Here is a 23711-nt window from a genome sequence, read left to right as displayed (position 1 = left end):
CAGCCAGTCAACTTCGATTGAAAATACTGATCAAGGGAAGCTGAAAGGAAAATTTTCGAACATGGAAGGAAGGAGAGAAGGTGCTTGGGCACGCTTTTGTGGCGAGTGAGTTTGTGGGAGCAAAGCTTGCTCGCGGAACAGACGCCTCGTTCTATGTAGAAACTGTGTTGCCTTCATCGCGGGCAAGCCCTGCTCCCGCAGCAGCCTTGCCACAAGGTATTGAGGAGATCGTCAGACCACTTCCAGCCGAATCTTGTGCTGGCTCAGCAATTGCGCCAAAGCCGGCACCGGTTGCTGGTCGGTCACCAGGCAGTCGATCAGGCTGATGGGCCCCAGGCGGACCATGGCGTTGCGCCCGAATTTGCTGGAGTCCGCCGCCAGCAGCACTTGCCGGGCGTTGGCGATGATGGCTTGGGAGACCCGCACTTCCTGGTAGTCGAAGTCCAGCAGGCTGCCGTCTTCATCGATCCCGCTGATGCCCACCAGGGCGAAGTCGACCTTGAACTGGTTGATGAAGTCGACGCTGGCCTGGCCTACCACGCCGCCGTCACGTCGTACGTTGCCGCCGGCGATCAGGACTTCGAAGTCGTCCTTGGCGCTGAGGATCGACGCCACATGCAGGTTATTGGTAATGACCTTCAGATGGTTGTGATTGAGCAGCGCCCGGGCAATGGATTCGGTGGTGGTGCCGATGTTGATGAACAGCGAGGCATGATCGGGGATCTGGGCGGCGATGGCTTCGGCGATGCGTTGCTTCTCGTCGCGCATCTGATCGGCGCGCATGGCGTAGGCGGTGTTTTCCACGCTTGAATCGTAGGCGGCGCCGCCGTGGTAGCGACGCAGCAGGTTCACTTCCGCCAGTTGATTGATATCGCGGCGAATGGTTTGCGGGGTGACGACGAATAGCTGCGCCATTTCCTCGATGCTGACATAGCCGCGTTCGCGGACCAGTTCGAGGATTTGCTGCTGGCGGGGAGGCAGATTCATGGGGCTTCCTTTGGGCTGCCGTACAAAATTTGCCCATGATGCCGCAGGAATCCACTCCCGACCAGTTTCAGAACCTTATCAGGCTTTATTCAGCGTCTTCATGGGGTTCCCAGTCACGGGTGCGACTGACCGCCTTCTGCCAGCCGGCGTAGAGTTTTTCCTTCGCCTGTTCGTCCAGCTGCGGTTCGAATTCGCGCTCGATCACCGCTTTGCCGCGCAGTTCTTCCAGGCTGCCCCAGAAGCCGCACGCCAGGCCGGCCAGGTACGCAGCACCCAGGGCGGTGGTTTCACGCATTTTCGGGCGTTCGACCCGGGTACCCAGGATGTCGGCCTGGAACTGCATCAGGAAGTTGTTCGCCACCGCGCCACCGTCGACGCGCAGGGCCTTGAGGCGTTCACCCGAATCCTGTTGCATGGCGTCGAGTACGTCGCGGGTCTGGTAGGCAATCGACTCCAGCGCCGCGCGAATGATGTGATCGACGCGTACGCCGCGGGTCAGGCCGAACAGCGCGCCACGGGCATAGGGGTCCCAATACGGTGCGCCCAGGCCGGTGAAGGCGGGCACCAGGTACACGCCGTTGCTGTCCTTGACCTTGTTGGCAAAGTATTCGGTATCCAGTGCGTCGTTGATGATCTTCAGCTCATCGCGCAGCCACTGGACCGTGGAGCCGCCATTGAACACCGCGCCTTCCAGGGCGTAGGCGACTTCGCCGCGCGGGCCGCAGGCGATGGTGGTGAGCATGCCGTGATTGGATTTGACGGCCTTGCTGCCGGTGTTCAGCAGCAGGAAGCAGCCGGTGCCGTAGGTGTTTTTCGCCTGGCCTGGCTCCACGCACATCTGGCCGAAAAGGGCCGCCTGCTGGTCACCGGCAATGCCGCCGATGGCGATGCCGCTCTTGGTGCGGCCATAGATCTCCGAGGACGATTTCACTTGCGGGAGCATTTCGCGGGGGATGTCGAGGATGTCGAGCATCTTCGCGTCCCATTCCAGCGAGTGAATGTTGAAGAGCATGGTGCGCGAGGCGTTGGTGTAGTCGGTGACGTGGACCTTGCCGCCGGTGAATTTCCAGATCAGCCAGCTGTCGACGGTGCCGAACAGCAGTTCACCGTTGCGCGCACGCTCGCGGCTGCCTTCGACGTTGTCCAGGATCCACTTGAGCTTGGTGCCGGAAAAGTACGGGTCGGTGACCAGGCCGGTGGTTTGGCTGATGTATTGCTCGTGGCCATCGCGCTTGAGCTGCTGGCAGATTTCGGTACTGCGGCGGCATTGCCAGACGATGGCGTTGTAGATCGGCCGGCCAGTGGTCTTGTCCCAGACCACGGTGGTTTCACGCTGGTTGGTGATGCCGATGGCGGCCACCTGGTCATGGTGCAGGCCAGCCTGGGCGAGGGCTTCGACCATGACCGCGCTCTGGGTGGCGAAGATTTCCATCGGGTCGTGTTCGACCCAGCCGGCCTGTGGGTAATGCTGGGCGAATTCGCGCTGGGCGGTGCAGACCACATTGGCGTCACGGTCGAAGATGATCGCGCGCGAGCTGGTCGTACCCTGGTCGAGGGCAATGATGTAGTTCTTGTTCTGTATGTCGGTCATGTCGATTGCCTTGGGACGTAAATTAGGGAAGAAGCCACGGCGCAGGCTCGAATGGCAGGAGCCTGCGCCGACTGTTTCAGGATGTTCTGGGCTTGCCGTCAATGGCCGGTTCTGCATCCTTTGTAGCAGTTATGGCGCTGGGCAGGTGGCGGGCAATCAAGCCGCGATAGGCCGCAGCACCCAGGCACGCCCCCACAATCGGGGCAAAAATCGGAACCAGGAAGTACGGGATGTCGCGTCCGCCCGTGAGGGAAATTTCACCCCAGCCGGCGAAGAAAGTCATCAGTTTAGGACCGAAGTCCCGCGCCGGGTTCATCGCAAAGCCTGTCAGCGGCCCCATGGAGCTGCCGATCACCGCAATCAGCAGGCCGATCAGCAGTGGTGCCAGTGGGCCACGGGGTAAACCATTGTTGTCATCGGTCAGGGACATGATCACGCCCATCAGGATGGCCGTAATGATCACCTCCACGAGGAAAGCCTGGCCGGTGGACAGCGCTGCGTGCGGGTAGGTGGAAAACACCGACGCCAGTTCGAGGCTGGCTTCGGTGCCCCGAATCATGTGCCGGGACTGTTCGAAATCGAAGAATAGGTTGCTGTACAGCGTGTAGACCAGAAGTGCGCCGCAGAAAGCACCGGCCACTTGGGACAGCATATAGAAAGGCAGTTTGCGCTTTTCGAAGTCAGTGAAAATACACAGGGCAATGCTGACGGCGGGGTTGAGATGGGCGCCGGAAATGCCCGCGCTCAGATAGATCGCCATGCTGACGCCGACGCCCCAGATGAGGCTGATTTCCCACAAGCCGAAGCTGGCACCCGCGACCTTGAGCGCCGCGACACAACCAGTTCCGAAAAAAATCAGCAGGGCAGTGCCCAGGAATTCAGCCAGGCATTGGCCGGACAGGGACGGCTGTTGTAAAGCAGTTGTCATTCAAACCTCGGTTTTTTGTTGTTTTGCTGCGCCTTCGATAAAGCTCGATTGCGCGATCTCCACCGAGGCAGGATCCCCATCCTGATCTCGGGTTGCTGCTTGAGACCTGCGATATGACTTTCAGTTTCGAAAAAATATAGACAAGAAACGCTGATGTCAAAGGTCGAAAGTGAACTATCGGTCACATTTCAACTATTCGTGGCGTGAATGACTCTTCCACTGACGGTGGGTCACCGTACTCGCGACCCCGTCCCAAGCCTTTTCGCTGGCGATGGCTTAGAATCCGGCCACTCTTTTTTCATTTCCTTGTCAGGAGCAGTCATGACACCCGCGTTGGATCTGCTTAAGAAAGTGTGCGCCGAACATCGCATCCACAGTTACGAACACGATCCCAAGGCCGCGTCCTACGGTTTGGAAGCGGCGGAAAAGCTCGGCCTGGATCCGGCGCAGGTGTTCAAGACGTTGTTGGCAGCCAGCGAAAAGGGTGAACTGTTGGTGGCGGTGGTGCCCGTGGCCGGAAGCCTGGACTTGAAAGGCCTGGCCCATGCCGCTGGGGTGAAAAAGGTCGAGATGGCCGACCCAGCCGCTGCGCAGCGTTCGACCGGTTATTTGCTCGGCGGGATCAGCCCGCTGGGGCAGAAGAAGCGTTTGCGCACTTTCATCGACAATTCCGCACAGCCGCTCGCCAGTATGTTTGTCAGTGCGGGACGGCGCGGCTTGGAAGTCGAGTTGGCGCCTTCGGTTTTGAAGGAGCACACCGGGGCGACGTTTGCTGACATTGGACGTGCTTGAATAACGGCTGCGCAGCCGAGCGGGAGCAAGCGTCCTCGCCACAAGGGTGTGAAAGGCTAAGCTAGGAGTCAGAGCTTCCATCCCATGCTGTAGGGTGAAAATTCTACTGATCTGTCACTGGTTAAGCTGTGCCGCTGCACCGCATGCTGGCGCATCAAAAAAAGGAGAAGTGCCATGCAGCTTGCGTTTCATCAGGTCGATGCGTTCAGTGACCGGCCGTTCGGCGGTAACCCGGCGATGGTCTATAGACTCGACGGCTGGCTTGCCGATGACTTGATGCAGAAGATCGCCGCCGAACATAACCAGGCTGAAACCGCGTTTCTGGTGCGTGAAGGCCAGCATTGGCATATCCGCTGGTTCACGCCCGCCACCGAAGTCCCGCTGTGCGGGCACGCTACGTTGGCCAGCGCTTATGTACTGTTCGAGGTCTACCACGAAACGGTCGAGCGACTGGATTTCATCTGCAAGTCCGGTTCGTTGAGCGTTACGCGCGAAGGTGATCGGTTGTGGCTGGATTTTCCGGCTGTCGTGCCTGCGGAGTTGGGCGCGTCCTTGGCCGTCCAGAGTGCCTTGGGTGTCGAAGCGGTGGACGTGCTGAGTTCCAACGAGCTGTTCGTGGTGCTGGAATCGGAGCAAGCGGTACTCGATTGCAAGCCGGACATGGCGGCCCTGGCAAAACTGCCTTGGCCGGGCGCTATCGTGACCGCGCCGGGGAGCAAGCATGATTTTGTCTCGCGCTATTTTGCCCCGGCGATTGGCATCAACGAGGACCCAGTGACCGGCTCGACCCACTGCAGCCTGATTCCCTATTGGTCCAAGCGCTTGGGCAAGCACGGGCTGACGGCTTACCAATGCTCGGCCCGGGGCGGGGCGTTGTTCTGCCGGTTGGAGGGGGAGCGGGTGAAGATCGGCGGGAATGCGACGTTGGTGGCCAGCGGGACGTTGATGCTGGGTTGACTCTGCACTCAAGCCAATGAGATCAACTGTGGGAGCGAGCTTGCTCGCGATAGCGGTGGTTCAGCGTACATCGATGCCGAATGTGCCTATGCCATCGCGAGCAAGCTCGCTCCCACAGGATTTATGGATGGCAGCTGATTTGTGCCTGCTGCAAATTCCCTTGTGGGGCGGGAGCTATCAGCTGGCGGTGCTATAGCGCCGCACACCGCTGTCCACCGGCGGGATGTGCGCCGCGGTGCTGCCCGAGGCCTGGAACAGCACCAGGTGTTCAGCGGCCACGCGGATGCCGACACTGTCCCCGAGCTGATGGTCGGCGTGGCTGGGAAAGATCGATTCCAGTTGTGCGCCTGTGGGCAATTGCAGGCGATACAAGGTTGAAGCGCCCAGGAAGGTCTTGCCGACAATGCTGGCGGTGAGCGGGCTGTCCGGTGCATAGACGATATCGTCTGGGCGCAGCAACACATCCACCGCACCGCCGATGGGCCAGGTGTAGGCCCGGTTACCGCGCAGGGTGCCCAACTCGGTTTGCACCGATTCCGGGCTGTCGAGCCGGCCGCGAATGAAGTAGCCCTGGCCAATGAAGCTGGCGACGTATGGCGTCAGAGGTTCGTGATACAGGTTGTAGGGCGTGTCCCACTGTTCCAGTCGACCTTCCTTGAATACCCCGACATGGTCACTCACGGCGAAGGCTTCTTCCTGATCGTGTGTGACCAGGATCGCGCTGGTGCCGCGGGCCTTGAGAATATCGCGCACTTCATGGCTGAGCTTGCGTCGCAACTCACCATCGAGGTTGGAGAACGGCTCATCGAGCAATAGCAGTTGTGGTTCTGGTGCCAGCGCGCGGGCCAGGGCCACGCGTTGTTGCTGGCCGCCGGACAACTCATGGGGAAAGCGCTTGCCCAGGTGCTTCAGATTGACCAGTTCCAACAACTCTTCGACGACGCGATCCTTGTCCGGATGCTTGCGAATGCCAAAGGCGATGTTCTCGGCCACGCTCAGGTGGGGAAACAGGGCATAGTCCTGGAACACCATGCCGATACGGCGTTTTTCCGGGGCGAGGGTGAAACCGGCGCGGGAGATGGTTTCCCCGGCCAATTGGATTTCACCCTCGTGCACCGGTTCGAAGCCGGCGATGGCGCGCAACGTCGTGGTCTTGCCGCACCCGGACGAACCGAGCAGGCAACCGATATCGCCGGCATTGAGGTGCAGGTTGAGGTTCTGCACGACCCGCTGGTTTTGGTAGCCGCAGGCCAGGTTATGCAAATTCAGCAGCAGCGAATGGCTCATGCGTGGTGATACGCCGGCTCGACAAGGAACTCGAGCAGTGCCTTTTGCGCGTGAAGTCGATTTTCTGCCTGGTCCCAGGCCACCGAGCGCGGGTCGTCCAGCAAGTCGAAGCTGATCTCCTCGCCACGGTGGGCCGGCAGGCAGTGCATGAACAGCACGTCGGCATCCGCCAGGTCGAGCAAGGCCCGGTTGACCTGTAGCGGCGCGAACAGCTTGAGGCGCTTGGCGGTTTCTTCTTCCTGGCCCATGGAGGTCCAGACGTCGGTGCTCACCAGGTGCGCACCGGCCACGGCCTGTTTCGGATCACGCACGATGGTCACCCGGTCCCCGGCCTTGGCGAGCAGTTCGGCATTGGGGTCATAACCTTCAGGGCAGGCAATGCGCAGCTGGAAGTCGAATTGCAGCGCCGCTTCTATATAGCTGTTGCACATGTTGTTGCCATCGCCGATCCAGGCCACGGTCTTGCCCTGGATCGAGCCGCGATGCTCGAGGAAGGTCTGCATGTCGGCCAGCAACTGGCAGGGGTGCAGGTCATCGGACAGGCCATTGATGACGGGTACGCGGGAATGGGCCGCGAACTCGGTCAGGGTGCTGTGGGCAAAGGTACGGATCATCACTGCATCCAGCATGCTAGACATGACGATGGCGCAATCGCTGACCGGTTCGCCACGGCCCAGTTGGGTGTCGCGGGGCGACAGGAAGATCGCCTGGCCGCCCAGCTGGATCATGCCGGCTTCGAAAGAGATGCGGGTGCGGGTCGATGACTTCTCGAAGATCATCCCCAACACGCGGTTTTTCAAGGGCTCGAACAGTACGCCGCGGTTACGCAGGTCCTTGAGCTCCACGCCTCGACGGATCACGCCGAGCAACTCATCGGGCGTGAAATCCATCAGGGAGAGAAAGTGCCTTGCGCTCATGATTGACTACCTTTTTGTAACTGACCGCAGATGCTCAAAGCCTTGTTTATTCAAAAAACGGGCGAGACCTGCGGCAAAAGCCGCACGGGGCGACGAAATAGGGGAAGGCGCGATCTTATAATTAAATGTCGCGTCTTACCAATAGGGCTACGGTTTTTGGGGATTTCAGCGAGACCATCACGCGAATGCGATGGCATATTTGTGGCCGGTTTCCTGACAGCAGCGACCCATTTGTACACTGGCGTTGCTTGGCTTGGCAATCAAGCGCGGCGGGCGCGCGATGGATGAGGGGCGGTTTGCGCCGTGGCCCCCCAGCCTTTCGCCGGTCTGGTGGTGGTCGTGAAACATTTCCTAATGCAAAGGCCTGAGTTATAAATGAGCCTCAGCGGCACAGGAGCCCGAAATGGATTCGAAAGAGCAACAACTGATGGAACTGCTGGGGCTGACTGCACGATCGCTGACGCACCTGACGGCTTCGGTGACTTCCATGTCATTCGAATTGCTGCGCAGCGATGACGAGGTGACCAAGGCCGCGGGCCGTCGGATGATCGATCGCATGGCCACTATCAGCAGCGGCCTCGACGAGCATTGGCGGCTGATTGGCGAGCTAACGGGTGTGCCCATTGCCCAGGAGCAGGTGGAAACCGTCGAAGAAATCCAGATGCTGGCACCGCCTCCCGACCAGCCTTGACGCCCTCTCATCGGTGGGCCTGATGCCCGGCAATTCACAGGACGAACGTCGCTGGCGCTGCCGGGAATCACGCGCCATAGTTTTGTTCCCGCGGCCGAAAGCGCCCGCCACGAATAAAACAGAGACTGGCCATGACCAAGACTCTCCACCACCGTGCGTGCCACTTGTGTGAAGCCATCTGCGGCTTGACCCTCGAAACCACCGAAACCACCGAAACCGACGGCCAGGGCCTGGTGATCACCTCGATCAAGGGCGATGCGCTGGACACCTTCAGTCGCGGTCACATTTGCCCCAAGGCGGTGGCGCTGCAAGATATCCAGAACGACCCAGACCGGCTGCGCCAGCCCATGCAGCGCGTTGGCAATGAATGGCAACCGATTGCCTGGGACGACGCCTTCGCGTTGGTGGCCGAGCGCCTGGCGGACATCCAGGCGCGCCATGGCCAGAACGCGGTGGCGGTCTACCAGGGCAACCCCAGCGTGCATAACTATGGGCTGATGACCCACAGCAACTATTTCCTGGGCCTGTTGAAAACCCGCAGCCGTTTCTCGGCGACTTCGGTGGACCAACTGCCCCATCACCTGACCAGCTACTTGATGTACGGTCACGGCCTGCTGCTGCCGATTCCGGACATCGACCACACCGACTTCATGCTGATCCTGGGCGGCAACCCGCTGGCGTCCAACGGCAGCATCATGACCGTGCCGGACGTGGAGAAGCGCCTCAAGGCGATCCAGGCCCGTGGCGGCAAGGTGGTGGTGGTCGATCCGCGCCGCAGCGAGACGGCGGCCATTGCCAACCAGCACGTCTTTGTACGCCCCGGCGGTGATGCTGCGCTGCTGTTTGGTTTGCTCAATACATTGTTCAGCGAAGGCCTGACCCGTGACAGCCACCTGCCGGTGGACGGCCTGGACGAGGTGCGCGAGGCCGTCGCCACTTTCACAGCTGAAGCCACGAGCCCGCTCTGTGCGGTGCCTGCAGCGCAGATCCGGCAATTGGCCCGCGACTTCGCCGCCGCGCCGTCAGCGGTGTGCTACGGGCGGATGGGGGTCTCGACCCAGGCGTTTGGCACGCTGTGCCATTGGCTGATTCAATTGATCAACCTGGTCACCGGCAATCTTGATCGGGTAGGCGGGGCGCTGTGCACCGAGCCAGCGGTGGACCTGGTCGCTACCACCTCGGGCGGGCATTTCAACCGTTGGCAGAGCCGGGTGTCCGGGCGTCCCGAGTACGCAGGGGAGTTGCCGGTGTCGGCCCTGGCCGAGGAAATGCTCACCGAAGGCGAAGGCCAGATTCGTGCGCTGGTCACCGTGGCCGGCAACCCGGTGCTGTCCACACCCAACGGGCGGCAACTGGAGCAGGCCCTGGACGGGCTGGAGTTCATGGTCAGCCTCGATTTGTACATCAACGAAACCACGCGTTACGCCGACCTGATCCTGCCCTCGACCTCGGCCCTGGAGAACGATCATTACGACACCACGTTCAACCTGTTCGCGGTGCGCAACGTGACCCGTTTCAACCGGGCGATCCTGCCCAAGCCCGAGGGTGCGCTGCACGATTGGGAAATCTTCGTCGGCTTGGCCAAGGCCTTTGCCACCCGAACCGGCAAGGAGCTCAAGCCGACCATGCCGCCGGCGCAGATGATCGATTTCGGCCTGCGTAGCGGGGCGTATGGCGACGCCTCGCCGCACAAGCTGTCCCTGACGACCCTGTTCGATCATCCCCATGGCATCGACCTCGGTGCGCTCAAGCCCAACCTGGCTGCACGCCTGAAAACCGAAAACCAGCGGGTGCAGGCTGCGCCAGCGGTGATACTCGCCGATCTTGCGCGCTTCGCTGCGTTGCAGGCGCCAAAACCGGACGAATTGCTGATGATTGGCCGCCGCCATGTGCGCAGCAATAACTCCTGGATGCATAATTTTCATCGACTGGTGAAGGGCAAGCCGCGTCATCAGTTGTTGATGCACCCGGATGACCTTGCCAGTCGTGGCCTGGTCGACGGGCAACGGGTGACCGTCAGTTCGCGGGTGGGCGTCATCGAAGTCGAGGTGCTGGGCAGCCTGGACATGATGAAAGGCGTGGTCAGCCTGCCCCACGGCTGGGGCCATGCCCGGCCGGGCGTGCAGATGACCATCGCCAGCGGACAACCGGGCTCCAGCGCCAACGACCTGACCGATGATTGTCAGCTCGATGAGTTGTCCGGCAACGCGGCACTCAACGGCGTACCGGTGAAGGTGGCGGCTGCGTAAAATTGTCTCTGGAGCAGGTTCGGCTTTCCGTTACAATGCGTCACCGTGTCGACAACTTAAGTCGCAAAAGTTTTAAGCCGAGGTGCTCCATGGATATCATCGAAACGATTAAAGACCAGATTGCCAACAACACCATCCTGCTTTACATGAAAGGCTCGCCGAACGCGCCACAGTGCGGTTTCTCGGCCAAGGCTGCTCAGGCTGTGATGGCGTGTGGCGAGAAGTTTGCCTACGTGGACATCCTGCAGAACCCGGAAATCCGCGCCAACCTGCCCAAGTACGCCAACTGGCCAACCTTCCCACAGCTGTGGGTGGGTGGTGAACTGATCGGCGGTAGCGACATCATGACCGAGATGGCTGCTGACGGCTCTCTGCAGGCCACGATCAAGGAAGCGGTAGAAAAAGCGGCGGCGAACAAGACCGAAGCCTGATCCATGAGGTTCTGTTCACTACACCGGTTGTGGTGAACACGAACCCTTGTGGGGAGCGAGCAAGCTCGCTCCCACAGTGGATTTAGGTGGGCCTGGAAACCCAGGTAATAAAAAGCCCCGCCTCTCGAAAGAGGGCGGGGCTTTTTAGTGGCTTGCTTTCGGGGAAGCTTACTCTTCACCCATCTGCGATTGCAGGTAGTTCTCAAGACCGACTTTGTCGATCAGGCCCAATTGGGTTTCCAGCCAGTCGATGTGCTCTTCCTCGGATTCGAGGATGTCTTCCAGCAGTTCACGGCTACCGAAGTCGCCAACGCTTTCGCAGTGGGCGATAGCGGCCTTCAGGTCGGTGTGGCCGGTGCGCTCGATACGCAGGTCGCACTCAAGCATTTCCCGGGTATGTTCGCCGATGTGCAGCTTGCCCAGGTCCTGGACGTTCGGCAGGCCTTCGAGAAACAGGATGCGCTTGATCAGCTTGTCCGCGTGCTTCATCTCGTCGATCGATTCGTGGTACTCGTGCTTGCCCAGCTTGTTCAGGCCCCAATCCTCGTACATGCGTGCATGCAGGAAGTATTGGTTGATCGCGACCAGCTCATTGGCAAGGATCTTGTTGAGATGCTGGATGACTGTAATGTCGCCTTTCATGATGAGGCCTGCCCTGTAATAGCTGTGTATTAGGCAGAGTTTGAGCCGCGCATTTACGAGTGTCAAACCTAAGTTATTGAATAATAAATGAAAATTAATCGGAATAAGAATGTTTGTGTTCCGCGTCTGGACGCTAAGCAATTGATTTGCAGGCATAAAAAAACCGGACACTGGGTCCGGTTCCTTGAAAATTGTTTATTACGTGCTGTTACGCGGCGCTAAATTCTACCGGGTAGGGGATCGAGGCCTGTGCCGTTTGCACTTTGGCGAGGGTTTCACGAACCACTTCCTTGGCCAGGCAGGCACATTTGCCGCATTGGCTGGCTACGCCGGTGGTCTGGCGGACTTCGCGATAGCTGCAGCAACCTTCGTAGATCGCTTCGCGGATTTGCCCGTCGGTGACGCCAGTGCAGAGGCATACATACATAAGTGAGAACCGTCGCTGGTTGTGACTCAATTGAGACGGATCTTAATGTTAACGAGAATGATTGTCAAAGTGGTTTCTCAAGGTCTTGCGCCTGAGCGTTGCCAGGCTGACGAACGGTTTGTCCAGGACAATTGAGGCTGCATGAAACCGGACGGCGATTTTTCGATGTCACCGAAAAACCGTTGAAGACAGTCCAAATGCGCGGTGTATGATGGTCGGCCCTTGCAAGCGGGTTCGTGTCACAGGGCTGTCGCCTGAGGGTGACAGGCTGGCCCGGACCATGTTTTCACGCTATTACATCAGGAGATACCCAATGAGCGTACTCGTAGGCAAACAAGCCCCAGACTTCACCGTTCCAGCCGTCCTCGGCAACGGCGAAATCGTCGACAGCTTCACCCTGTCCTCGGCCATCAAAGGCAAATACGGCCTGGTGTTCTTCTATCCACTGGACTTCACCTTCGTCTGCCCGTCCGAGCTGATCGCACTGGATCACCGCATGGATGATTTCAAGGCGCGCAACGTCGAAGTGGTCGCTGTTTCGATCGACTCGCACTTCACCCACAACGCCTGGCGCAACACCCCGATCAACAATGGCGGTATCGGTCAGGTGAAATACACCATGGCTGCCGACATGAAACACGAAATCGCCAAGGCCTATGACGTTGAGTCCGAAGGCGGCGTGGCCTTCCGTGGCGCGTTCCTGATCGACGACAAAGGCGTTGTCCGTTCGCAGATCATCAACGACCTGCCACTGGGCCGTAACATGGAAGAACTGATCCGTCTGGTCGATGCGCTGCAATTCCACGAAGAGCACGGCGAAGTTTGCCCGGCCAACTGGAAAAAAGGCGACAAGGGCATGACCGCTTCGCCTGAAGGCGTTGCCGCTTACCTGGGCGAGCACAGCGACAAGCTGTAAGCGCACCGAGGCATAAAAAAACCGGCCCATGATGGGCCGGTTTTTTTATGGGCGTTTCAAACTTGTCGGCTGAAACACAGGACCTTATGGCGAGGGAATTTATCTGTGGGAGCAAGGCTTGCCCGCGATGGCTGCGATGCGGTCTTCCAGAAACCGAGTCGCCTGTGTCGCGAGCAAGCTTTGCTCCCACGGAGGGCCGCCACAATGGCTCTACTGGTTAGTCGTCGAAATCCTGCCAGCCACCCATCTCTTTCCACCGGTTGACGATGCCGCAGAACAGCTCGGCGGTCTTCTCGGTGTCGTAGCGGGCCGAGTGGGCTTCACGGCCATCGAAATCGATGTCAGCCGCCTGGCACGCCTTGGCCAGGACGGTCTGGCCGTACGCCAGGCCAGCCAGGGTCGCGGTGTCGAAGCTGGAGAACGGGTGGAACGGGTTGCGCTTCATGTCCAGGCGCGCGACGGCGGCGTTGAGGAAGCCCAGGTCGAAGCTGCTGTTGTGGCCGACCAGGATCGCTCGCTTGCAACCGTTGGCCTTGAGCGCCTTGCGCACGCCACGGAAGATGTCGGTCAGGGCCGTTTCTTCGCTGACTGCCATGCGCAACGGGTGATCGAGCTTGATCCCGGTGAACTCCAGGGCCGCCGCTTCGACGTTGGCGCCTTCGAACGGTTCGACACGGAAGAAGTAGGTGTGGTCAGGGAACACAAAGCCTTTTTCGTCCATGCCGATGGTGGTCGCCGCGATTTCCAGCAAGGCGTCGGTGGCGGAGTTGAAACCGCCGGTTTCTACGTCGACGACAACCGGCAGATAGCCACGGAACCGAGCAGCCATGGGGTGACGGGCGCCGCCCGAACCACCGTTGCCGTCCAGTTCGTCGTCGAAATGATCTTCACTCACGCGTTTTCCTCCAGCAGGCGCCAGCGCAGTTTTTCACCGGCGCGCAGCGGGATGACAGCCAGGTCGCCGAAAGGCAGGCTGGCGGGGGCGGTCCACTCATCGCGGACCAGGATAATACGATCGGTGTTCACCGGCAGGCCATAGAAACGCGGGCCATGCAGGCTGGCGAAACCTTCGAGTTTGTCCAGCGCGTTGCGCTGTTCGAACGCCTCGGCGTACATCTCGATGGCGGCATAGGCGGTGTAGCAGCCGGCGCAACCGCAGGCCGCTTCCTTGGCGTGCTGGGCGTGGGGGGCCGAGTCGGTGCCAAGGAAAAACTTGGCGCTGCCGCTGGTGGCGGCGTCCAGCAAGGCTTCCTGGTGGGTATTGCGCTTGAGGATCGGCAGGCAATAGAAGTGCGGCCGGATCCCGCCCACCAGCATGTGGTTGCGGTTGTACAGCAGGTGATGGGCGGTAATGGTCGCGCCGACGTTGGCCGGTGCCTCGTTGACGAACTGCACGGCATCGCCGGTGGTGATGTGTTCGAACACCACCTTGAGCGTCGGGAAACGCTCCACGACGCGGCGCATGTGCTCGTCGATGAAGATTTTCTCGCGGTCGAACACGTCGACGTCGCCCCGGGTGACTTCACCATGGATCAACAAGGGCATGCCGACTTCGGCCATGGCCTCCAGCGCCGGGAAAATCTTGTCGATGCTGGTGACGCCGGAGTCGGAGTTGGTGGTGGCACCGGCCGGGTACAGCTTGGCGGCATGGACGAAGCCGCTGGCCTTGGCCTCGCGGATCTCTTCGGGCTGGGTGCGGTCGGTGAGGTAAAGCACCATCAACGGTTCGAAGCGGCTGCCAGCCGGGCGTGCGGCGAGGATGCGCTGGCGATAGCCGTCGGCCTCGGCGGCGTTGCGCACTGGCGGAACCAGGTTAGGCATGATGATTGCGCGCCCGAAGGTGCGCGCGACATCGGCGACGGTATGGGTCAACACAGCACCATCGCGAAGATGAATATGCCAGTCGTCGGGACGCAGCAGGGTCAGGCGGTCGGACATTGGGGGGCTTCCAGGCGGGTCAAACTGTGGGAATGCTACCGGAAAAGACCGATTCAGGCACCCGCTATCAAGTTCTGCCGCAACTTACCGATAGCTCCTACAGGTGTGCCACGAATCCGTGCAGTGCGCCGGACAGGCGTCATGCCTCCAGCATGCGTCGATCTTTGTATAAAAGTCAGTGGAGCCTCCCGTGCGCCAGCGTTATCTAGCCTTGCTCAGTGTGTTTGCCAGCCTTCCCGCCATGGCGCTCACTTTCCAGACCCGTCTGGAGAGCATTGAGTGGACGGTCGAAGGCGACAAGTTCGAGTGCCGGCTGAGCCAGCCGATCACTGATTTTGGCAGTGGCGAATTCGTGCGCCGGGCGGGCGAGCAGGCGACGTTTCGCCTCAAGACCTATAACCCGATGCTTGGTGGCGGTTCGGCAACCTTGCTGGCGGCCGCCGCACCGTGGCAGCCGGGGCGGGGCGATATCAACCTGGGCTCGGTCAGCATCGGCAGCGGCGACGTACTGTTCAACAGCTCCCAGGTCCAGGCTGGCCGCTTGATCAGTGGGCTGATGGAAGGTCGCAGCCCCGTGGTGCGCCGCAACACCGAGGACGGGCGAGTCTCGGAAGTCCGTCTGCTGCCGGTGCGTTTCAGCAAGGCCTTCAACGACTATCAAGGCTGCGTGGCAAAACTGTTGCCAAAGAATTTCGAGCAGGTGAAACAGACACAGATCGGCTTCCCCGGCGAAGCTGCCGAACTCGATGCCCATGCCAAGGCGCAGTTGCAGGTGATGCTCGACTTCATCAAGGCCGACCCCAGCGTCAATCATGTCGAGCTTGACGGCCACTCCGACAACAGCGGCAACCGCCTGACCAACCGTGAGCTGTCACGCCGCCGGGCCCTGGCGGTCCAGGACTTCTTCAAGGCCAATGGCTTCCAGGAGTCGCAGATTACCCTGCGCTTCCACGGCGAGCGTTATCCCCTGGTGCCCAACACCAACGCCGCCAACCGAGCCAAGAACCGTCGCGTAGTCGTGCGCCTGGAGCGCGTGGCGCCGACCGAAGCGCCGGCACCGCAGGCACCCGCCGCGCAGCCCGCGCCCACTGCCGCGCCTGCCAAGGCTCCGGCGCCAACCGCAGCGCCGGCCAAGGCGCCCGCTGGGGCTACGGCACGGACGTCCTGAGTCGATTTTGACCGTCGCACGCTCGACATAATCTGTCGCTTCGTCGTCATAAGCTGTCGCGCCCCTGTAAATTATCCGCGCTGGACGTTAAACTTCCCGGCTTTCCGTACAACCCGTGGAGTGATGGCATGGCGGACGTAAACAAGGTCGTTCTGGCGTATTCCGGCGGCCTGGACACTTCGGTGATCCTCAAGTGGCTGCAGGACACTTATAACTGCGAAGTGGTGACCTTCACCGCTGACCTGGGGCAGGGCGAAGAAGTCGAGCCTGCACGCGCCAAGGCCCAGGCCATGGGCGTCAAAGAGATCTACATCGATGACCTGCGCGAAGAGTTCGTCCGCGACTTCGTGTTCCCGATGTTCCGCGCCAACACCGTTTACGAAGGCGAGTACCTGCTGGGTACCTCCATCGCCCGTCCGTTGATCGCCAAGCGCCTGATCGAAATCGCCAACGAAACCGGTGCCGATGCCATTTCCCATGGCGCCACCGGCAAAGGCAACGACCAGGTGCGTTTCGAACTGGGTGCCTATGCCCTCAAGCCGGGCGTGAAAGTCATTGCCCCGTGGCGTGAATGGGACTTGCTGTCCCGTGAAAAACTGATGGACTACGCCGAGAAGCACGCTATTCCGATCGAGCGCCACGGCAAGAAGAAATCCCCGTACTCGATGGATGCCAACCTGCTGCACATCTCCTATGAAGGCGGCGTGCTGGAAGACACCTGGACCGAGCACGAAGAAGACATGTGGCGCTGGACCGTCTCCCCGGAGAAGGCTCCTGATACCCCGCAATACCTGGAACTGACCTATCGCAACGGCGATATCGTCGCTCTGGACGGCGTTGAGATGAGCCCGGCCACTGTGCTGGCGACCCTGAACCGCATCGGTGGCGAACACGGCATCGGTCGTCTGGACATCGTCGAAAACCGTTATGTGGGCATGAAGTCCCGCGGTTGCTACGAAACCCCAGGCGGCACCATCATGCTGCGCGCCCACCGGGCGATCGAGTCGATCACCCTGGACCGCGAAGTGGCTCACCTCAAAGACGAGTTGATGCCCAAGTACGCCAGCCTGATCTACACCGGCTACTGGTGGAGCCCGGAGCGTCTGATGCTGCAACAGATGATCGACGCCTCCCAGGCTCACGTGAATGGCGTGGTCCGCCTGAAGCTGTACAAGGGCAACGTGATCGTCACCGGGCGCAAGTCCGACGAGTCGCTGTTCGATGCCAACATCGCGACCTTCGAAGAAGACGGCGGTGCCTACAACCAGGCTGACGCGGCTGGCTTCATCAAGCTCAACGCCCTGCGCATGCGCATCGCGGCGAACAAGGGTCGCAAGTTGTTCTGACCCTGTTGACATGAAAGCGGCCTGCCATGAGCAGGCCGTTTTTTTTTGCTCTTTTTTTGTGTGACCCTTGCTGCGGCGCTGCCCTCGGTCGCTCATTCATCCTGCCCTTGCGTTGCCAGGCCTGCGTTGCTGTAGATGACGTACACGACGATGCTGGCTTGCTTCAAATGTCTTGATCGACGGGGTTCGATCGGGCGTTTCGATTGGCTGCATACGATACAAAGGCTGTCTGGTTCGTGCCTGCGTCGATGAAGACGTATGACCAGCCGTTCCTTGACGTCCTCCGCCCGACGTAGCTGTCGTTTGCGTCGACAGGGCGAATCATCCATGGTCTTTATGAAATGTTTGCTCTTGCGAAAATCCGAAGGCGAATACAAGGAGCGATAATTGAAGTTGAGCGTTATGAAAAAAAGCAGCAATAGATAAAAAGGAAAGCTGATCAGGAACCAGAGATAGTATTCACGATCCTGGTCATCCAGAAAGGGCAGGGAAATCGCTGCGGAAGTTTCGGATAAAGTTGCGAATATGGCGATGAGGGTCATGGGGTTGGTTATGGTCTTCAACGGTTTGTTCATGGTTAATGCTCATGGAATACTTGTGCTCGGAGAGTGAGTTGGAAAGTGGCAGTCCATGCCTAATGAAATATAGGCGAAGGCGCAATGGCCGGCCATGTTGAATATTAGGCGTCTGAGTGTGTTTTATATATGAATTTCCCTTCCTTAAGTGAGTGGAAGTCAGTTTTGACAGTAAATAATTCAGTTACTTTCTATGAATAAAGCGCTTTTCAGTGGGCTGCCTGCAGGTGGGTATGGCGGTGAAAGAGCGCATTGTTCATAGGGTTTCGGGATTGTTAAGAACGGCCATTCCTTCTCTTTAAAAAAATCCATGACACATTTTTTTTGCGGCGATTTGTAGGAATATTCTGTATAGCTTGTAGGTTCTGTCTCTCGATGCGAGCGTTCAGGGGGGGGCAGCATGCCAAGGTAGAAATGACTAGGCTATTGTGCGTGCTCTAAAAATTCGAACAGCGAAGTTGGATTTGCCCATGAATAAAGTGCTGATCGTGGATGATCATCCCGTCATTCGTCTTGCTGTACGTTTGCTGATGGAGCGTCATGGTTATGAAGTCGTTGCCGAAACCGATAATGGCGTCGATGCGTTACAGTTTGCTCGCGAACTTATGCCCGATATTGTCATTCTCGATATCGGTATTCCGAAGCTGGACGGATTGGAAGTCATCGCTCGCCTGACGGCCATTCCTTCACCCATGAAAGTGTTGGTGCTGACTTCCCAGGCACCGGGACATTTTTCGATGCGTTGCATGCAGACGGGGGCGGCCGGGTATGTATGCAAGCAACAGGATCTCACCGAGTTACTGAGTGCAATCAAGGCGGTACTTTCCGGTTACAGTTACTTTCCCAACCAGGCATTACATACGGTGCGGTCGAGTCTGGGTAATGCCAGTGAGTCCGATATGGTCGATCGATTATCGGGGCGGGAAATGATGGTCTTGCAGCAACTGGCGCGCGGAAAGACCAACAAGGAGATCGCCGATGGAATGTTCTTGAGCAACAAGACCGTCAGTACCTACAAGACGCGCCTGTTATTGAAGCTCAATGCCCGTTCGCTGGTCGACCTGATCGAACTGGCGCAGCGCAATGGCTTGGTGTGAGTTTTCGGGTCACGCGTACTCAGTAAAAAGCCTCCATCAGGGAGGCTTTTACGTGTCAGAGGTCAAAGTCATAATCGGCCAGTTGTTTCTGCAGGCGACGCTCTTCCAGCAGGTTATCAATGGTGCGGCGCTTGCTCAGGTTGGTTTTCGCCACTTCCACGACCACAGGTTCGACGTCGTCGGCTTCAGCGGCGATGAATTCGTCTTCTACATCCAGTTGTTCTTTGCCAGCACTCATGGGTTCGACTCCAGGCTAAGACTGCCATTGGCGCTCCTTATATCGATAAACCACGGGCGGGTAAAAAAGATTTTTTCAATCGATGGATCGATAAAAGCAATAGCGTCTCAATCGTCGGAGGTCTTGTGCTTGTATTCGCATAAATCTTCGATTCGGCAGCTGCCGCAGCGAGGCTTGCGCGCCAGGCAAACGTAACGCCCGTGAAGGATGAGCCAGTGATGGGAGTCCAGCAGGAATTCCTTGGGAACAAATTTCATCAATTTCTTCTCGACCTCCACCACGTTTTTGCCGGGGGCCAGCCCGGTGCGGTTGCTGACGCGGAAAATGTGGGTATCGACCGCCATGGTCAACTGCCGAAACGCGGTATTGAGCACGACGTTGGCGGTTTTGCGGCCGACCCCCGGAAGGGCTTCCAGCGCTTCGCGAGTCTGCGGGACTTCACTGCCGTGGCGCTCGATCAGCAGGCGGCAGGTCTCGATCACGTTCTTGGCCTTGCTGTTGAACAGGCCGATGGTCTTGATGTATTCGGACAGTCCTTCGACGCCCAGGGCATAGATGGCCTCCGGCGTATTGGCCACCGGGAACAGTTTGGCCGTGGCTTTGTTGACGCCGACGTCGGTGGACTGGGCTGACAGGATGACCGCGATCAGCAACTCGAACGGCGAGGAATAGGCCAGTTCGGTTTTCGGTTCCGGGTTGTCCTCGTGAAGGCGACGAAATATTTCCAGGCGTTTTGCGGCGTTCATGGGCGCGGCGTTTCCTCAACGGATGAATGGGGTTTGGCGGCCGTCCAGGCCTGTCGAGCCGCCAACAACAGCCCGAGCAGAATGAACCCGCCGGGGGCGAGCAAGGCCAGGGGCAGGCCGCTGCCGATCAGCCCACGCACGGCACCGAGGCTGATCATCAAGAGGCCAAACAGCCCGGCCAGCCTGAGGCGTCCGGGCCAGCGGGATTCAACGAAGAAACCCTCATGCTCCAGCGCGACGCAGCTCAGGGCGATCCAGCCAGCGTAAAGGTTCAACGGTCGATACAATTCCAGCACCCAGACCTGGGCGACAAGGCCAATGCAGGTGGTCAGGGTAGCGGCCAATACGATGGCGGCGAGCAGCCGTTGACAGGCTGTCAGGCGTTGCCGGACAAGCCCCATTGCCAAGCCATGGCTGAAAAGAACCACGGCCCAGGCGAGCCATAACCCCAGCGCGCCAACCAGCGAGTCGCTTGCGCCGACCAATGGGACGAGCAGCAGGCCGTGTGTCAGTCCCCATGGCTTATTCATTGGCTGCCACCCCCCATCAACTGGGCCTTGTGCTCGTCGAAGTAACGCAGCGCATCGTGAACAGCCTGGAGCACTGCCCGGGACGTCACTGTCGCGCCTGCCAGTTGATCGAACTGGCCCTGGTCCTTTTTCAAGGCCCAGCCGCTGTCATCAGGCGCCTGGCGTGATTTACCCGTGAAGGTCTGCAGCCAGGCGTTCGGCCAGCCGGCAATCGCTGCGCCCAATCCGGGTGTCTCGGATTGGTGCAGGGTCTTGACGCCCAGCAACCGCCCCTGTGGATCGATGGCGACCAGCAATTCGATGCTGCCTTCATAGCCCAGCGCCTGGCTACGCAGCAGCACGGCGCTGGGGTGGCCGCCGCGAGTCGCCAGGTAGCCGCCCAGCAGCGTGCTATGGGCCAGGGACACCGAGGCTGTGACAACGGGGTGCGCCAACGGCTGGTTATCATAGTGGTCGGTGGGCAGCACCTCGAGCAAGGCCCTGTTCGCCAGTGCTTGCTGTTGGGTCTCGATACGCCCGGCGGTGCCGAGGTGCGTGAGGTAAGTGGCACCGATACCCAGGCCGATCAACAAGGTCAGGATTGCCACGCCGAGGGGATTGTTCATGTCAGTGGCCGCCGTTGTCGCGCCTCGGCAAGCCGCTCCAGCGCCGGCACGCCGAGGTTCATCAGCAACACCGCGAACGCCACGCCGTCCGGGTAGCCACCCCAGGTGCGTATCAGATAGACCAGCAATCCCATGCCCGCGCCAAACAGCAGGCGGGCGAGAGGGGCCTTGGCACCCGAGACCGGTTCGGTCGCGATAAAAAACGCGCCGAGCATGGTTGCGCCGCTGAACAGATGAAACAGCGGCGAGCCATGGGAGTCGGAACCCGAACCGTTCCAGCACAGCAGGCTGACGGCGGACAGGCTCACCAGCATGCCCACGGGGGCATGCCAACTGAACACCCGTTGCTGCAGCAGAAACAGACCGCCCGCCAGGAAGGCCAGGTTGACCCATTCGACACCCCGGCCACCGAAACGCCCGAACGCAGGATCGTTGGCGAACAGTTCATCGACGGTCAGGCTCATGTTGATTCGCAGGCTGTCCAGTGCGGTCGCCCCGGCCCAGGCATCGGGCGCCGGATGAGCGCCGAATACCTGCTGCATGCCTTCAGACAGGCCCATGCCGTGGAGCGCCGGCCAGTGACTCATCTGGGAAGGAAACGCCACCAGTACCAGGGCGTACCCGAGCATTGCCGGGTTGAACGGGTTGCTGCCGACGCCGCCCCACAGGTGCTTGCCCAACAGCAAGGCGCAGGCCGCCGCCGTGACGGTCAGCCACCAGGGGCAATAGGCCGGCAAGGCCAGGGCCAGCAGCGTGGCGCTGACCAGCGCACTGCCATCGTTCAGGTCGGGCTTGAGTGGCCGGCGTCGCAAGCGCAGCACCAACGCTTCGACCGCCAGCGCAGTGGCGCCGGACAACAGCAGGTTGAGCGCCACGCCCCAGCCATGGAACCACAGCAACGCCAGCACGCCGGGCAGCGTCGCCAGCAACACTCGCGTCATCGCCTGGCGCAGCCGTTCGTCCACTGGCTCAAGAGACGGCATGGGCGTCCACCTGGCGTTCGGCATCCTTCACCGCGTCTTCCAATGCCTGCAGTTGTTCATCCGATGCCGTAGCTGCGCGGGCTTTGCTGAGTTCGGCGCGGCGCATCGCCAGTTGGATCTTGGCTCGCTTCAGCTCGGCGTTTTGCGTCGGTGCAGGGGCTGGCGCGGCCGCGGGTACGGGTGCGGCATTTTCCAGTTGGCTCAGGGCCTGTTCGGCCGCTTCGAACTGGCGTTGCAGCACGATCAGTTGCGATTGCTGCTCAAAGGTTGGCGGGTGGCCGAACGCTTTCAAGGATTTGTTCAGCTGTGCCCGGCTCATGGCCAGGTCGACCTTGGCTTTTTTCAAGGCGGCATCGGCCGTGGCGGCTTTTTGCGCGCGCACGCGCTCCAGTGCGGCTTGTACGGGATCGAGTGCCGGGTCCTGGGTTTGCGCCTGGGCCTGGGCCTGGGCCGCCCGTTGGGTTCGAGCCAGGCGTTCGGCCTGGCGCTGTTCTTCTTCGCGGCGCAGGCGCGCATTGCGTTGTTCGAAGCGGCGCCGGGCATGATTGCGCTTGGCGGTTCGCGCCAGTTGTTCTTCGACGCTAAAGGCCAGACCGCCGACGATCGGCAGCACGTTTGCCGTCGGCAGAGGGTGCATTTCAATGCAATCGACCGGGCAGGGCGCCACGCACAGATCGCAGCCTGTGCATTCGTCGATGAGGATGGTGTGCATCAGCTTGGCGGCGCCGACAATCGCGTCCACCGGACAGGCCTGGATGCACTTGGTGCAACCGATGCATTCGGCTTCACGGATAAAGGCGACTTGCGCCGGGGCCACGCCGCGGCTGGTGTCCAGCTCCACCACCGGTATTTTCATCAGCTCGGCCAGGGCGGCGATGGTTTCGCGCCCCCCGGGCGGACATTTGTTTATCGACTCGCCCTGGGCGATGCCTTCGGCGTAGGGCTTGCACCCGGGGTGGCCGCACTTGCCGCATTGGGTCTGCGGCAGCAGGGCGTCGATACGTTGAATCAGGCTCATGTTTTGACCAGCCCGCGCAATCCGAGAAAGGCCACCGCCATCAGTCCGGCGCTGATCAACTGAATCGGCAGGCCCCGAAAGGGCAGGGGAATATCGTTATTGAAGGTGCGCTGGCGCAGATCGTCGAACAGGCTCAGCACCAGCCAGAACCCCAGTCCGGCACCCAGGCTCAGGGCGATGGCGTGGCCCAGACCTCGGTCATCCTGGCCGTTGAGCAGCGTGACGCCAAGTATGCCGGCATTGCCGAGCAATAGCGGCCACAATCCCTCGAACGGCATCGTCGGCCGCCAGCGGGCCAGCAGGCGCAGCAAGGGGCCGATCAGCAATACGCTCAAGGACAGCCAGGCCAACAGGCGCAGCGAGACCAGGTTGGTCGGCACCAGCAGCCCATGATCGATCAGGTAGCCCAGGGTGCCGACGATCAGCATCAGGCATGCCGTCGCCAGGCCCAGGGCGTGTACCTGCTTCCTGCCGTTGACCGCCAGCAGCGGATCGACGCCCAGCGGCCAGTGCAACACCAGGTTGTTGATCAGGGCAGCGCTGAACAGCGTGAGGACGATTTCGGTCATGGGTGTGTTGGCGACAAAGGGCCTGTTACAAGATTAGGCATTATCCGGCACGCCGGGGGCGTGGGCCAGATATGAAAATCCCA

General features: G+C 60.1%; 25 protein-coding genes and 1 pseudogene. 9 read left to right on the top strand and 17 right to left on the bottom strand.

Annotated elements, in window-relative coordinates; all coding sequences use genetic code 11:
* Nucleotides 1-231: 231 nt before the first annotated feature.
* The 3 genes from KGA89_RS24125 to KGA89_RS24115 all read right to left on the bottom strand — a co-directional run bounded on the left by KGA89_RS24125 (nt 232) and on the right by KGA89_RS24115 (nt 3506).
* Nucleotides 232-987 carry a DeoR/GlpR family transcriptional regulator gene (locus tag KGA89_RS24125; RefSeq protein ID WP_003204973.1) on the bottom strand — a complete coding sequence of 252 codons (756 nt, stop codon included), beginning with the start codon at nt 985-987 and terminating at the stop codon, nt 232-234.
* 85 nt (nt 988-1072) lie between these two features.
* Nucleotides 1073-2578, bottom strand: coding sequence for a glycerol kinase GlpK (glpK, locus tag KGA89_RS24120; protein WP_223472704.1), 1506 nt, complete (start codon nt 2576-2578; stop codon nt 1073-1075).
* 76 nt (nt 2579-2654) lie between these two features.
* Nucleotides 2655-3506, bottom strand: a complete 852-nt coding sequence (locus tag KGA89_RS24115) for an MIP/aquaporin family protein (RefSeq protein ID WP_003204970.1) — start codon at nt 3504-3506, stop codon at nt 2655-2657.
* A gap of 321 nt (nt 3507-3827) precedes the next feature.
* Here KGA89_RS24115 and ybaK point away from each other — a divergent pair, with 321 nt between their 5' ends.
* Nucleotides 3828-4298: a Cys-tRNA(Pro) deacylase gene (gene ybaK / locus KGA89_RS24110; RefSeq protein WP_043042815.1), complete on the top strand. Its 471-nt coding sequence runs from the start codon at nt 3828-3830 to the stop codon at nt 4296-4298.
* Between the two features lie 174 nt (nt 4299-4472).
* Nucleotides 4473-5255: a PhzF family phenazine biosynthesis protein gene (locus KGA89_RS24105; protein ID WP_027911865.1), complete on the top strand. Its 783-nt coding sequence runs from the start codon at nt 4473-4475 to the stop codon at nt 5253-5255.
* A 177-nt stretch (nt 5256-5432) separates the two neighbouring features.
* Here the strand turns inward: KGA89_RS24105 and KGA89_RS24100 are convergent, their stop codons facing one another.
* Both KGA89_RS24100 and argF read right to left on the bottom strand, forming a co-directional pair.
* A complete protein-coding gene (locus tag KGA89_RS24100) occupies nt 5433-6542 on the bottom strand; it encodes an ABC transporter ATP-binding protein (protein ID WP_003204965.1) in 1110 nt (369 codons plus the stop codon).
* The gene (gene argF, locus KGA89_RS24095; RefSeq protein ID WP_003204963.1) at nt 6539-7459 is read right to left on the bottom strand and encodes an ornithine carbamoyltransferase; all 921 of its coding nucleotides are present in this window, start codon (nt 7457-7459) and stop codon (nt 6539-6541) included. Before argF ends, KGA89_RS24100 begins: the two co-directional genes overlap by 4 nt.
* A gap of 403 nt (nt 7460-7862) precedes the next feature.
* On the opposite strand from argF, the gene KGA89_RS24090 reads away from it, so the two are divergent.
* The 3 genes from KGA89_RS24090 (at nt 7863) to grxD (ending at nt 10830) form a co-directional block, all read left to right on the top strand.
* Nucleotides 7863-8150: a hypothetical protein gene (locus KGA89_RS24090; protein ID WP_003204960.1), complete on the top strand. Its 288-nt coding sequence runs from the start codon at nt 7863-7865 to the stop codon at nt 8148-8150.
* Between the two features lie 131 nt (nt 8151-8281).
* Nucleotides 8282-10399, top strand: coding sequence for a molybdopterin oxidoreductase family protein (locus KGA89_RS24085; RefSeq protein WP_223472703.1), 2118 nt, complete (start codon nt 8282-8284; stop codon nt 10397-10399).
* An 89-nt stretch (nt 10400-10488) separates the two neighbouring features.
* Complete coding sequence (gene grxD, locus KGA89_RS24080; protein WP_003204956.1) at nt 10489-10830, top strand: Grx4 family monothiol glutaredoxin; 342 nt, start codon at nt 10489-10491, stop codon at nt 10828-10830.
* A 168-nt stretch (nt 10831-10998) separates the two neighbouring features.
* On the opposite strand, the gene bfr is transcribed toward grxD, so the two are convergent.
* The gene (gene bfr, locus KGA89_RS24075; RefSeq protein WP_003204954.1) at nt 10999-11472 is read right to left on the bottom strand and encodes a bacterioferritin; all 474 of its coding nucleotides are present in this window, start codon (nt 11470-11472) and stop codon (nt 10999-11001) included.
* A 208-nt stretch (nt 11473-11680) separates the two neighbouring features.
* On the bottom strand, nt 11681-11899 hold the full coding sequence (locus tag KGA89_RS24070) for a bacterioferritin-associated ferredoxin (protein ID WP_003204952.1): 219 nt from the start codon (nt 11897-11899) through the stop codon (nt 11681-11683).
* A gap of 313 nt (nt 11900-12212) precedes the next feature.
* On the opposite strand from KGA89_RS24070, the gene KGA89_RS24065 reads away from it, so the two are divergent.
* Nucleotides 12213-12815 carry a peroxiredoxin gene (locus KGA89_RS24065; RefSeq protein WP_003204949.1) on the top strand — a complete coding sequence of 201 codons (603 nt, stop codon included), beginning with the start codon at nt 12213-12215 and terminating at the stop codon, nt 12813-12815.
* Nucleotides 12816-13032: 217 nt separating this feature from the next.
* Here KGA89_RS24065 and rnt read toward each other — a convergent pair whose 3' ends face one another.
* Both rnt and pyrC read right to left on the bottom strand, forming a co-directional pair.
* Nucleotides 13033-13710, bottom strand: coding sequence for a ribonuclease T (gene rnt / locus KGA89_RS24060; protein ID WP_003204947.1), 678 nt, complete (start codon nt 13708-13710; stop codon nt 13033-13035).
* Nucleotides 13707-14753 carry a dihydroorotase gene (gene pyrC / locus KGA89_RS24055; RefSeq protein ID WP_223472702.1) on the bottom strand — a complete coding sequence of 349 codons (1047 nt, stop codon included), beginning with the start codon at nt 14751-14753 and terminating at the stop codon, nt 13707-13709. Before pyrC ends, rnt begins: the two co-directional genes overlap by 4 nt.
* A gap of 190 nt (nt 14754-14943) precedes the next feature.
* Between pyrC and KGA89_RS24050 the strand changes: the two genes are divergently transcribed.
* Together KGA89_RS24050 and KGA89_RS24045 are read left to right on the top strand one after the other, a co-directional pair.
* Nucleotides 14944-15921 carry a flagellar protein MotY gene (locus KGA89_RS24050; RefSeq protein WP_003204944.1) on the top strand — a complete coding sequence of 326 codons (978 nt, stop codon included), beginning with the start codon at nt 14944-14946 and terminating at the stop codon, nt 15919-15921.
* 128 nt (nt 15922-16049) lie between these two features.
* Complete coding sequence (locus KGA89_RS24045; RefSeq protein ID WP_003204943.1) at nt 16050-17267, top strand: argininosuccinate synthase; 1218 nt, start codon at nt 16050-16052, stop codon at nt 17265-17267.
* A gap of 317 nt (nt 17268-17584) precedes the next feature.
* On the opposite strand, the pseudogene KGA89_RS24040 reads toward KGA89_RS24045, so the two are convergent.
* Nucleotides 17585-17842, bottom strand: a pseudogene (locus tag KGA89_RS24040) (hypothetical protein); the annotation flags it as partial.
* A gap of 470 nt (nt 17843-18312) precedes the next feature.
* Between KGA89_RS24040 and KGA89_RS24035 the strand changes: the two are divergent.
* Nucleotides 18313-18939: a response regulator transcription factor gene (locus KGA89_RS24035; RefSeq protein WP_003204939.1), complete on the top strand. Its 627-nt coding sequence runs from the start codon at nt 18313-18315 to the stop codon at nt 18937-18939.
* Nucleotides 18940-18994: 55 nt separating this feature from the next.
* Here KGA89_RS24035 and KGA89_RS24030 read toward each other — a convergent pair whose 3' ends face one another.
* The 7 genes from KGA89_RS24030 to KGA89_RS24000 form a co-directional block, all read right to left on the bottom strand.
* On the bottom strand, nt 18995-19177 hold the full coding sequence (locus KGA89_RS24030) for a PA3496 family putative envelope integrity protein (RefSeq protein WP_003204937.1): 183 nt from the start codon (nt 19175-19177) through the stop codon (nt 18995-18997).
* A 107-nt stretch (nt 19178-19284) separates the two neighbouring features.
* Nucleotides 19285-19923 carry an endonuclease III gene (gene nth / locus KGA89_RS24025; protein WP_003204935.1) on the bottom strand — a complete coding sequence of 213 codons (639 nt, stop codon included), beginning with the start codon at nt 19921-19923 and terminating at the stop codon, nt 19285-19287.
* Nucleotides 19920-20453: an Rnf-Nqr domain containing protein gene (locus KGA89_RS24020; protein WP_223472701.1), complete on the bottom strand. Its 534-nt coding sequence runs from the start codon at nt 20451-20453 to the stop codon at nt 19920-19922. The genes nth and KGA89_RS24020 overlap by 4 nt, the downstream gene beginning before the upstream one ends.
* Entirely contained in the window at nt 20450-21058 is a 609-nt protein-coding gene (locus KGA89_RS24015; protein WP_223472700.1) for an RnfABCDGE type electron transport complex subunit G, read from the bottom strand. Before KGA89_RS24015 ends, KGA89_RS24020 begins: the two co-directional genes overlap by 4 nt.
* A complete protein-coding gene (locus KGA89_RS24010; RefSeq protein WP_223472699.1) occupies nt 21055-22041 on the bottom strand; it encodes an RnfABCDGE type electron transport complex subunit D in 987 nt (328 codons plus the stop codon). The genes KGA89_RS24015 and KGA89_RS24010 overlap by 4 nt, the downstream gene beginning before the upstream one ends.
* Nucleotides 22028-23059 (bottom strand): electron transport complex subunit RsxB, encoded by a 1032-nt coding sequence (gene rsxB / locus KGA89_RS24005; RefSeq protein WP_223472698.1) that lies wholly within the window; start codon nt 23057-23059, stop codon nt 22028-22030. Before rsxB ends, KGA89_RS24010 begins: the two co-directional genes overlap by 14 nt.
* Nucleotides 23056-23628 carry an Rnf-Nqr domain containing protein gene (locus KGA89_RS24000; RefSeq protein ID WP_223472697.1) on the bottom strand — a complete coding sequence of 191 codons (573 nt, stop codon included), beginning with the start codon at nt 23626-23628 and terminating at the stop codon, nt 23056-23058. Before KGA89_RS24000 ends, rsxB begins: the two co-directional genes overlap by 4 nt.
* Nucleotides 23629-23711 lie beyond the last annotated feature (83 nt).

Origin of the sequence: Pseudomonas sp. A-RE-22, from assembly GCF_019956035.1 — a bacterium.
Lineage (GTDB): Bacteria > Pseudomonadota > Gammaproteobacteria > Pseudomonadales > Pseudomonadaceae > Aquipseudomonas > Aquipseudomonas brassicacearum.
This window is presented reverse-complemented; position numbering and strand designations above follow the sequence as displayed.

Excerpts from the sequence above, each read along its gene's own strand:
- KGA89_RS24020 (WP_223472701.1), bottom strand. The coding sequence starts at position 20,453 with ATGAATAAGCCATGGGGACTGACACACGGCCTGCTGCTCGTCCCATTG.
- KGA89_RS24085 (WP_223472703.1), top strand. The coding sequence starts at position 8,282 with ATGACCAAGACTCTCCACCACCGTGCGTGCCACTTGTGTGAAGCCATC.
- glpK (WP_223472704.1), bottom strand. The coding sequence starts at position 2,578 with ATGACCGACATACAGAACAAGAACTACATCATTGCCCTCGACCAGGGT.
- KGA89_RS24065 (WP_003204949.1), top strand. The coding sequence starts at position 12,213 with ATGAGCGTACTCGTAGGCAAACAAGCCCCAGACTTCACCGTTCCAGCC.
- ybaK (WP_043042815.1), top strand. The coding sequence starts at position 3,828 with ATGACACCCGCGTTGGATCTGCTTAAGAAAGTGTGCGCCGAACATCGC.
- pyrC (WP_223472702.1), bottom strand. The coding sequence starts at position 14,753 with ATGTCCGACCGCCTGACCCTGCTGCGTCCCGACGACTGGCATATTCAT.
- KGA89_RS24015 (WP_223472700.1), bottom strand. The coding sequence starts at position 21,058 with ATGAACAATCCCCTCGGCGTGGCAATCCTGACCTTGTTGATCGGCCTG.
- rsxB (WP_223472698.1), bottom strand. The coding sequence starts at position 23,059 with ATGAGCCTGATTCAACGTATCGACGCCCTGCTGCCGCAGACCCAATGC.
- KGA89_RS24090 (WP_003204960.1), top strand. The coding sequence starts at position 7,863 with ATGGATTCGAAAGAGCAACAACTGATGGAACTGCTGGGGCTGACTGCA.
- KGA89_RS24045 (WP_003204943.1), top strand. The coding sequence starts at position 16,050 with ATGGCGGACGTAAACAAGGTCGTTCTGGCGTATTCCGGCGGCCTGGAC.
- nth (WP_003204935.1), bottom strand. The coding sequence starts at position 19,923 with ATGAACGCCGCAAAACGCCTGGAAATATTTCGTCGCCTTCACGAGGAC.
- KGA89_RS24030 (WP_003204937.1), bottom strand. The coding sequence starts at position 19,177 with ATGAGTGCTGGCAAAGAACAACTGGATGTAGAAGACGAATTCATCGCC.
- argF (WP_003204963.1), bottom strand. The coding sequence starts at position 7,459 with ATGAGCGCAAGGCACTTTCTCTCCCTGATGGATTTCACGCCCGATGAG.
- KGA89_RS24070 (WP_003204952.1), bottom strand. The coding sequence starts at position 11,899 with ATGTATGTATGCCTCTGCACTGGCGTCACCGACGGGCAAATCCGCGAA.
- KGA89_RS24125 (WP_003204973.1), bottom strand. The coding sequence starts at position 987 with ATGAATCTGCCTCCCCGCCAGCAGCAAATCCTCGAACTGGTCCGCGAA.
- KGA89_RS24115 (WP_003204970.1), bottom strand. The coding sequence starts at position 3,506 with ATGACAACTGCTTTACAACAGCCGTCCCTGTCCGGCCAATGCCTGGCT.
- bfr (WP_003204954.1), bottom strand. The coding sequence starts at position 11,472 with ATGAAAGGCGACATTACAGTCATCCAGCATCTCAACAAGATCCTTGCC.
- KGA89_RS24010 (WP_223472699.1), bottom strand. The coding sequence starts at position 22,041 with ATGCCGTCTCTTGAGCCAGTGGACGAACGGCTGCGCCAGGCGATGACG.
- KGA89_RS24105 (WP_027911865.1), top strand. The coding sequence starts at position 4,473 with ATGCAGCTTGCGTTTCATCAGGTCGATGCGTTCAGTGACCGGCCGTTC.
- KGA89_RS24100 (WP_003204965.1), bottom strand. The coding sequence starts at position 6,542 with ATGAGCCATTCGCTGCTGCTGAATTTGCATAACCTGGCCTGCGGCTAC.
- grxD (WP_003204956.1), top strand. The coding sequence starts at position 10,489 with ATGGATATCATCGAAACGATTAAAGACCAGATTGCCAACAACACCATC.
- KGA89_RS24000 (WP_223472697.1), bottom strand. The coding sequence starts at position 23,628 with ATGACCGAAATCGTCCTCACGCTGTTCAGCGCTGCCCTGATCAACAAC.
- KGA89_RS24035 (WP_003204939.1), top strand. The coding sequence starts at position 18,313 with ATGAATAAAGTGCTGATCGTGGATGATCATCCCGTCATTCGTCTTGCT.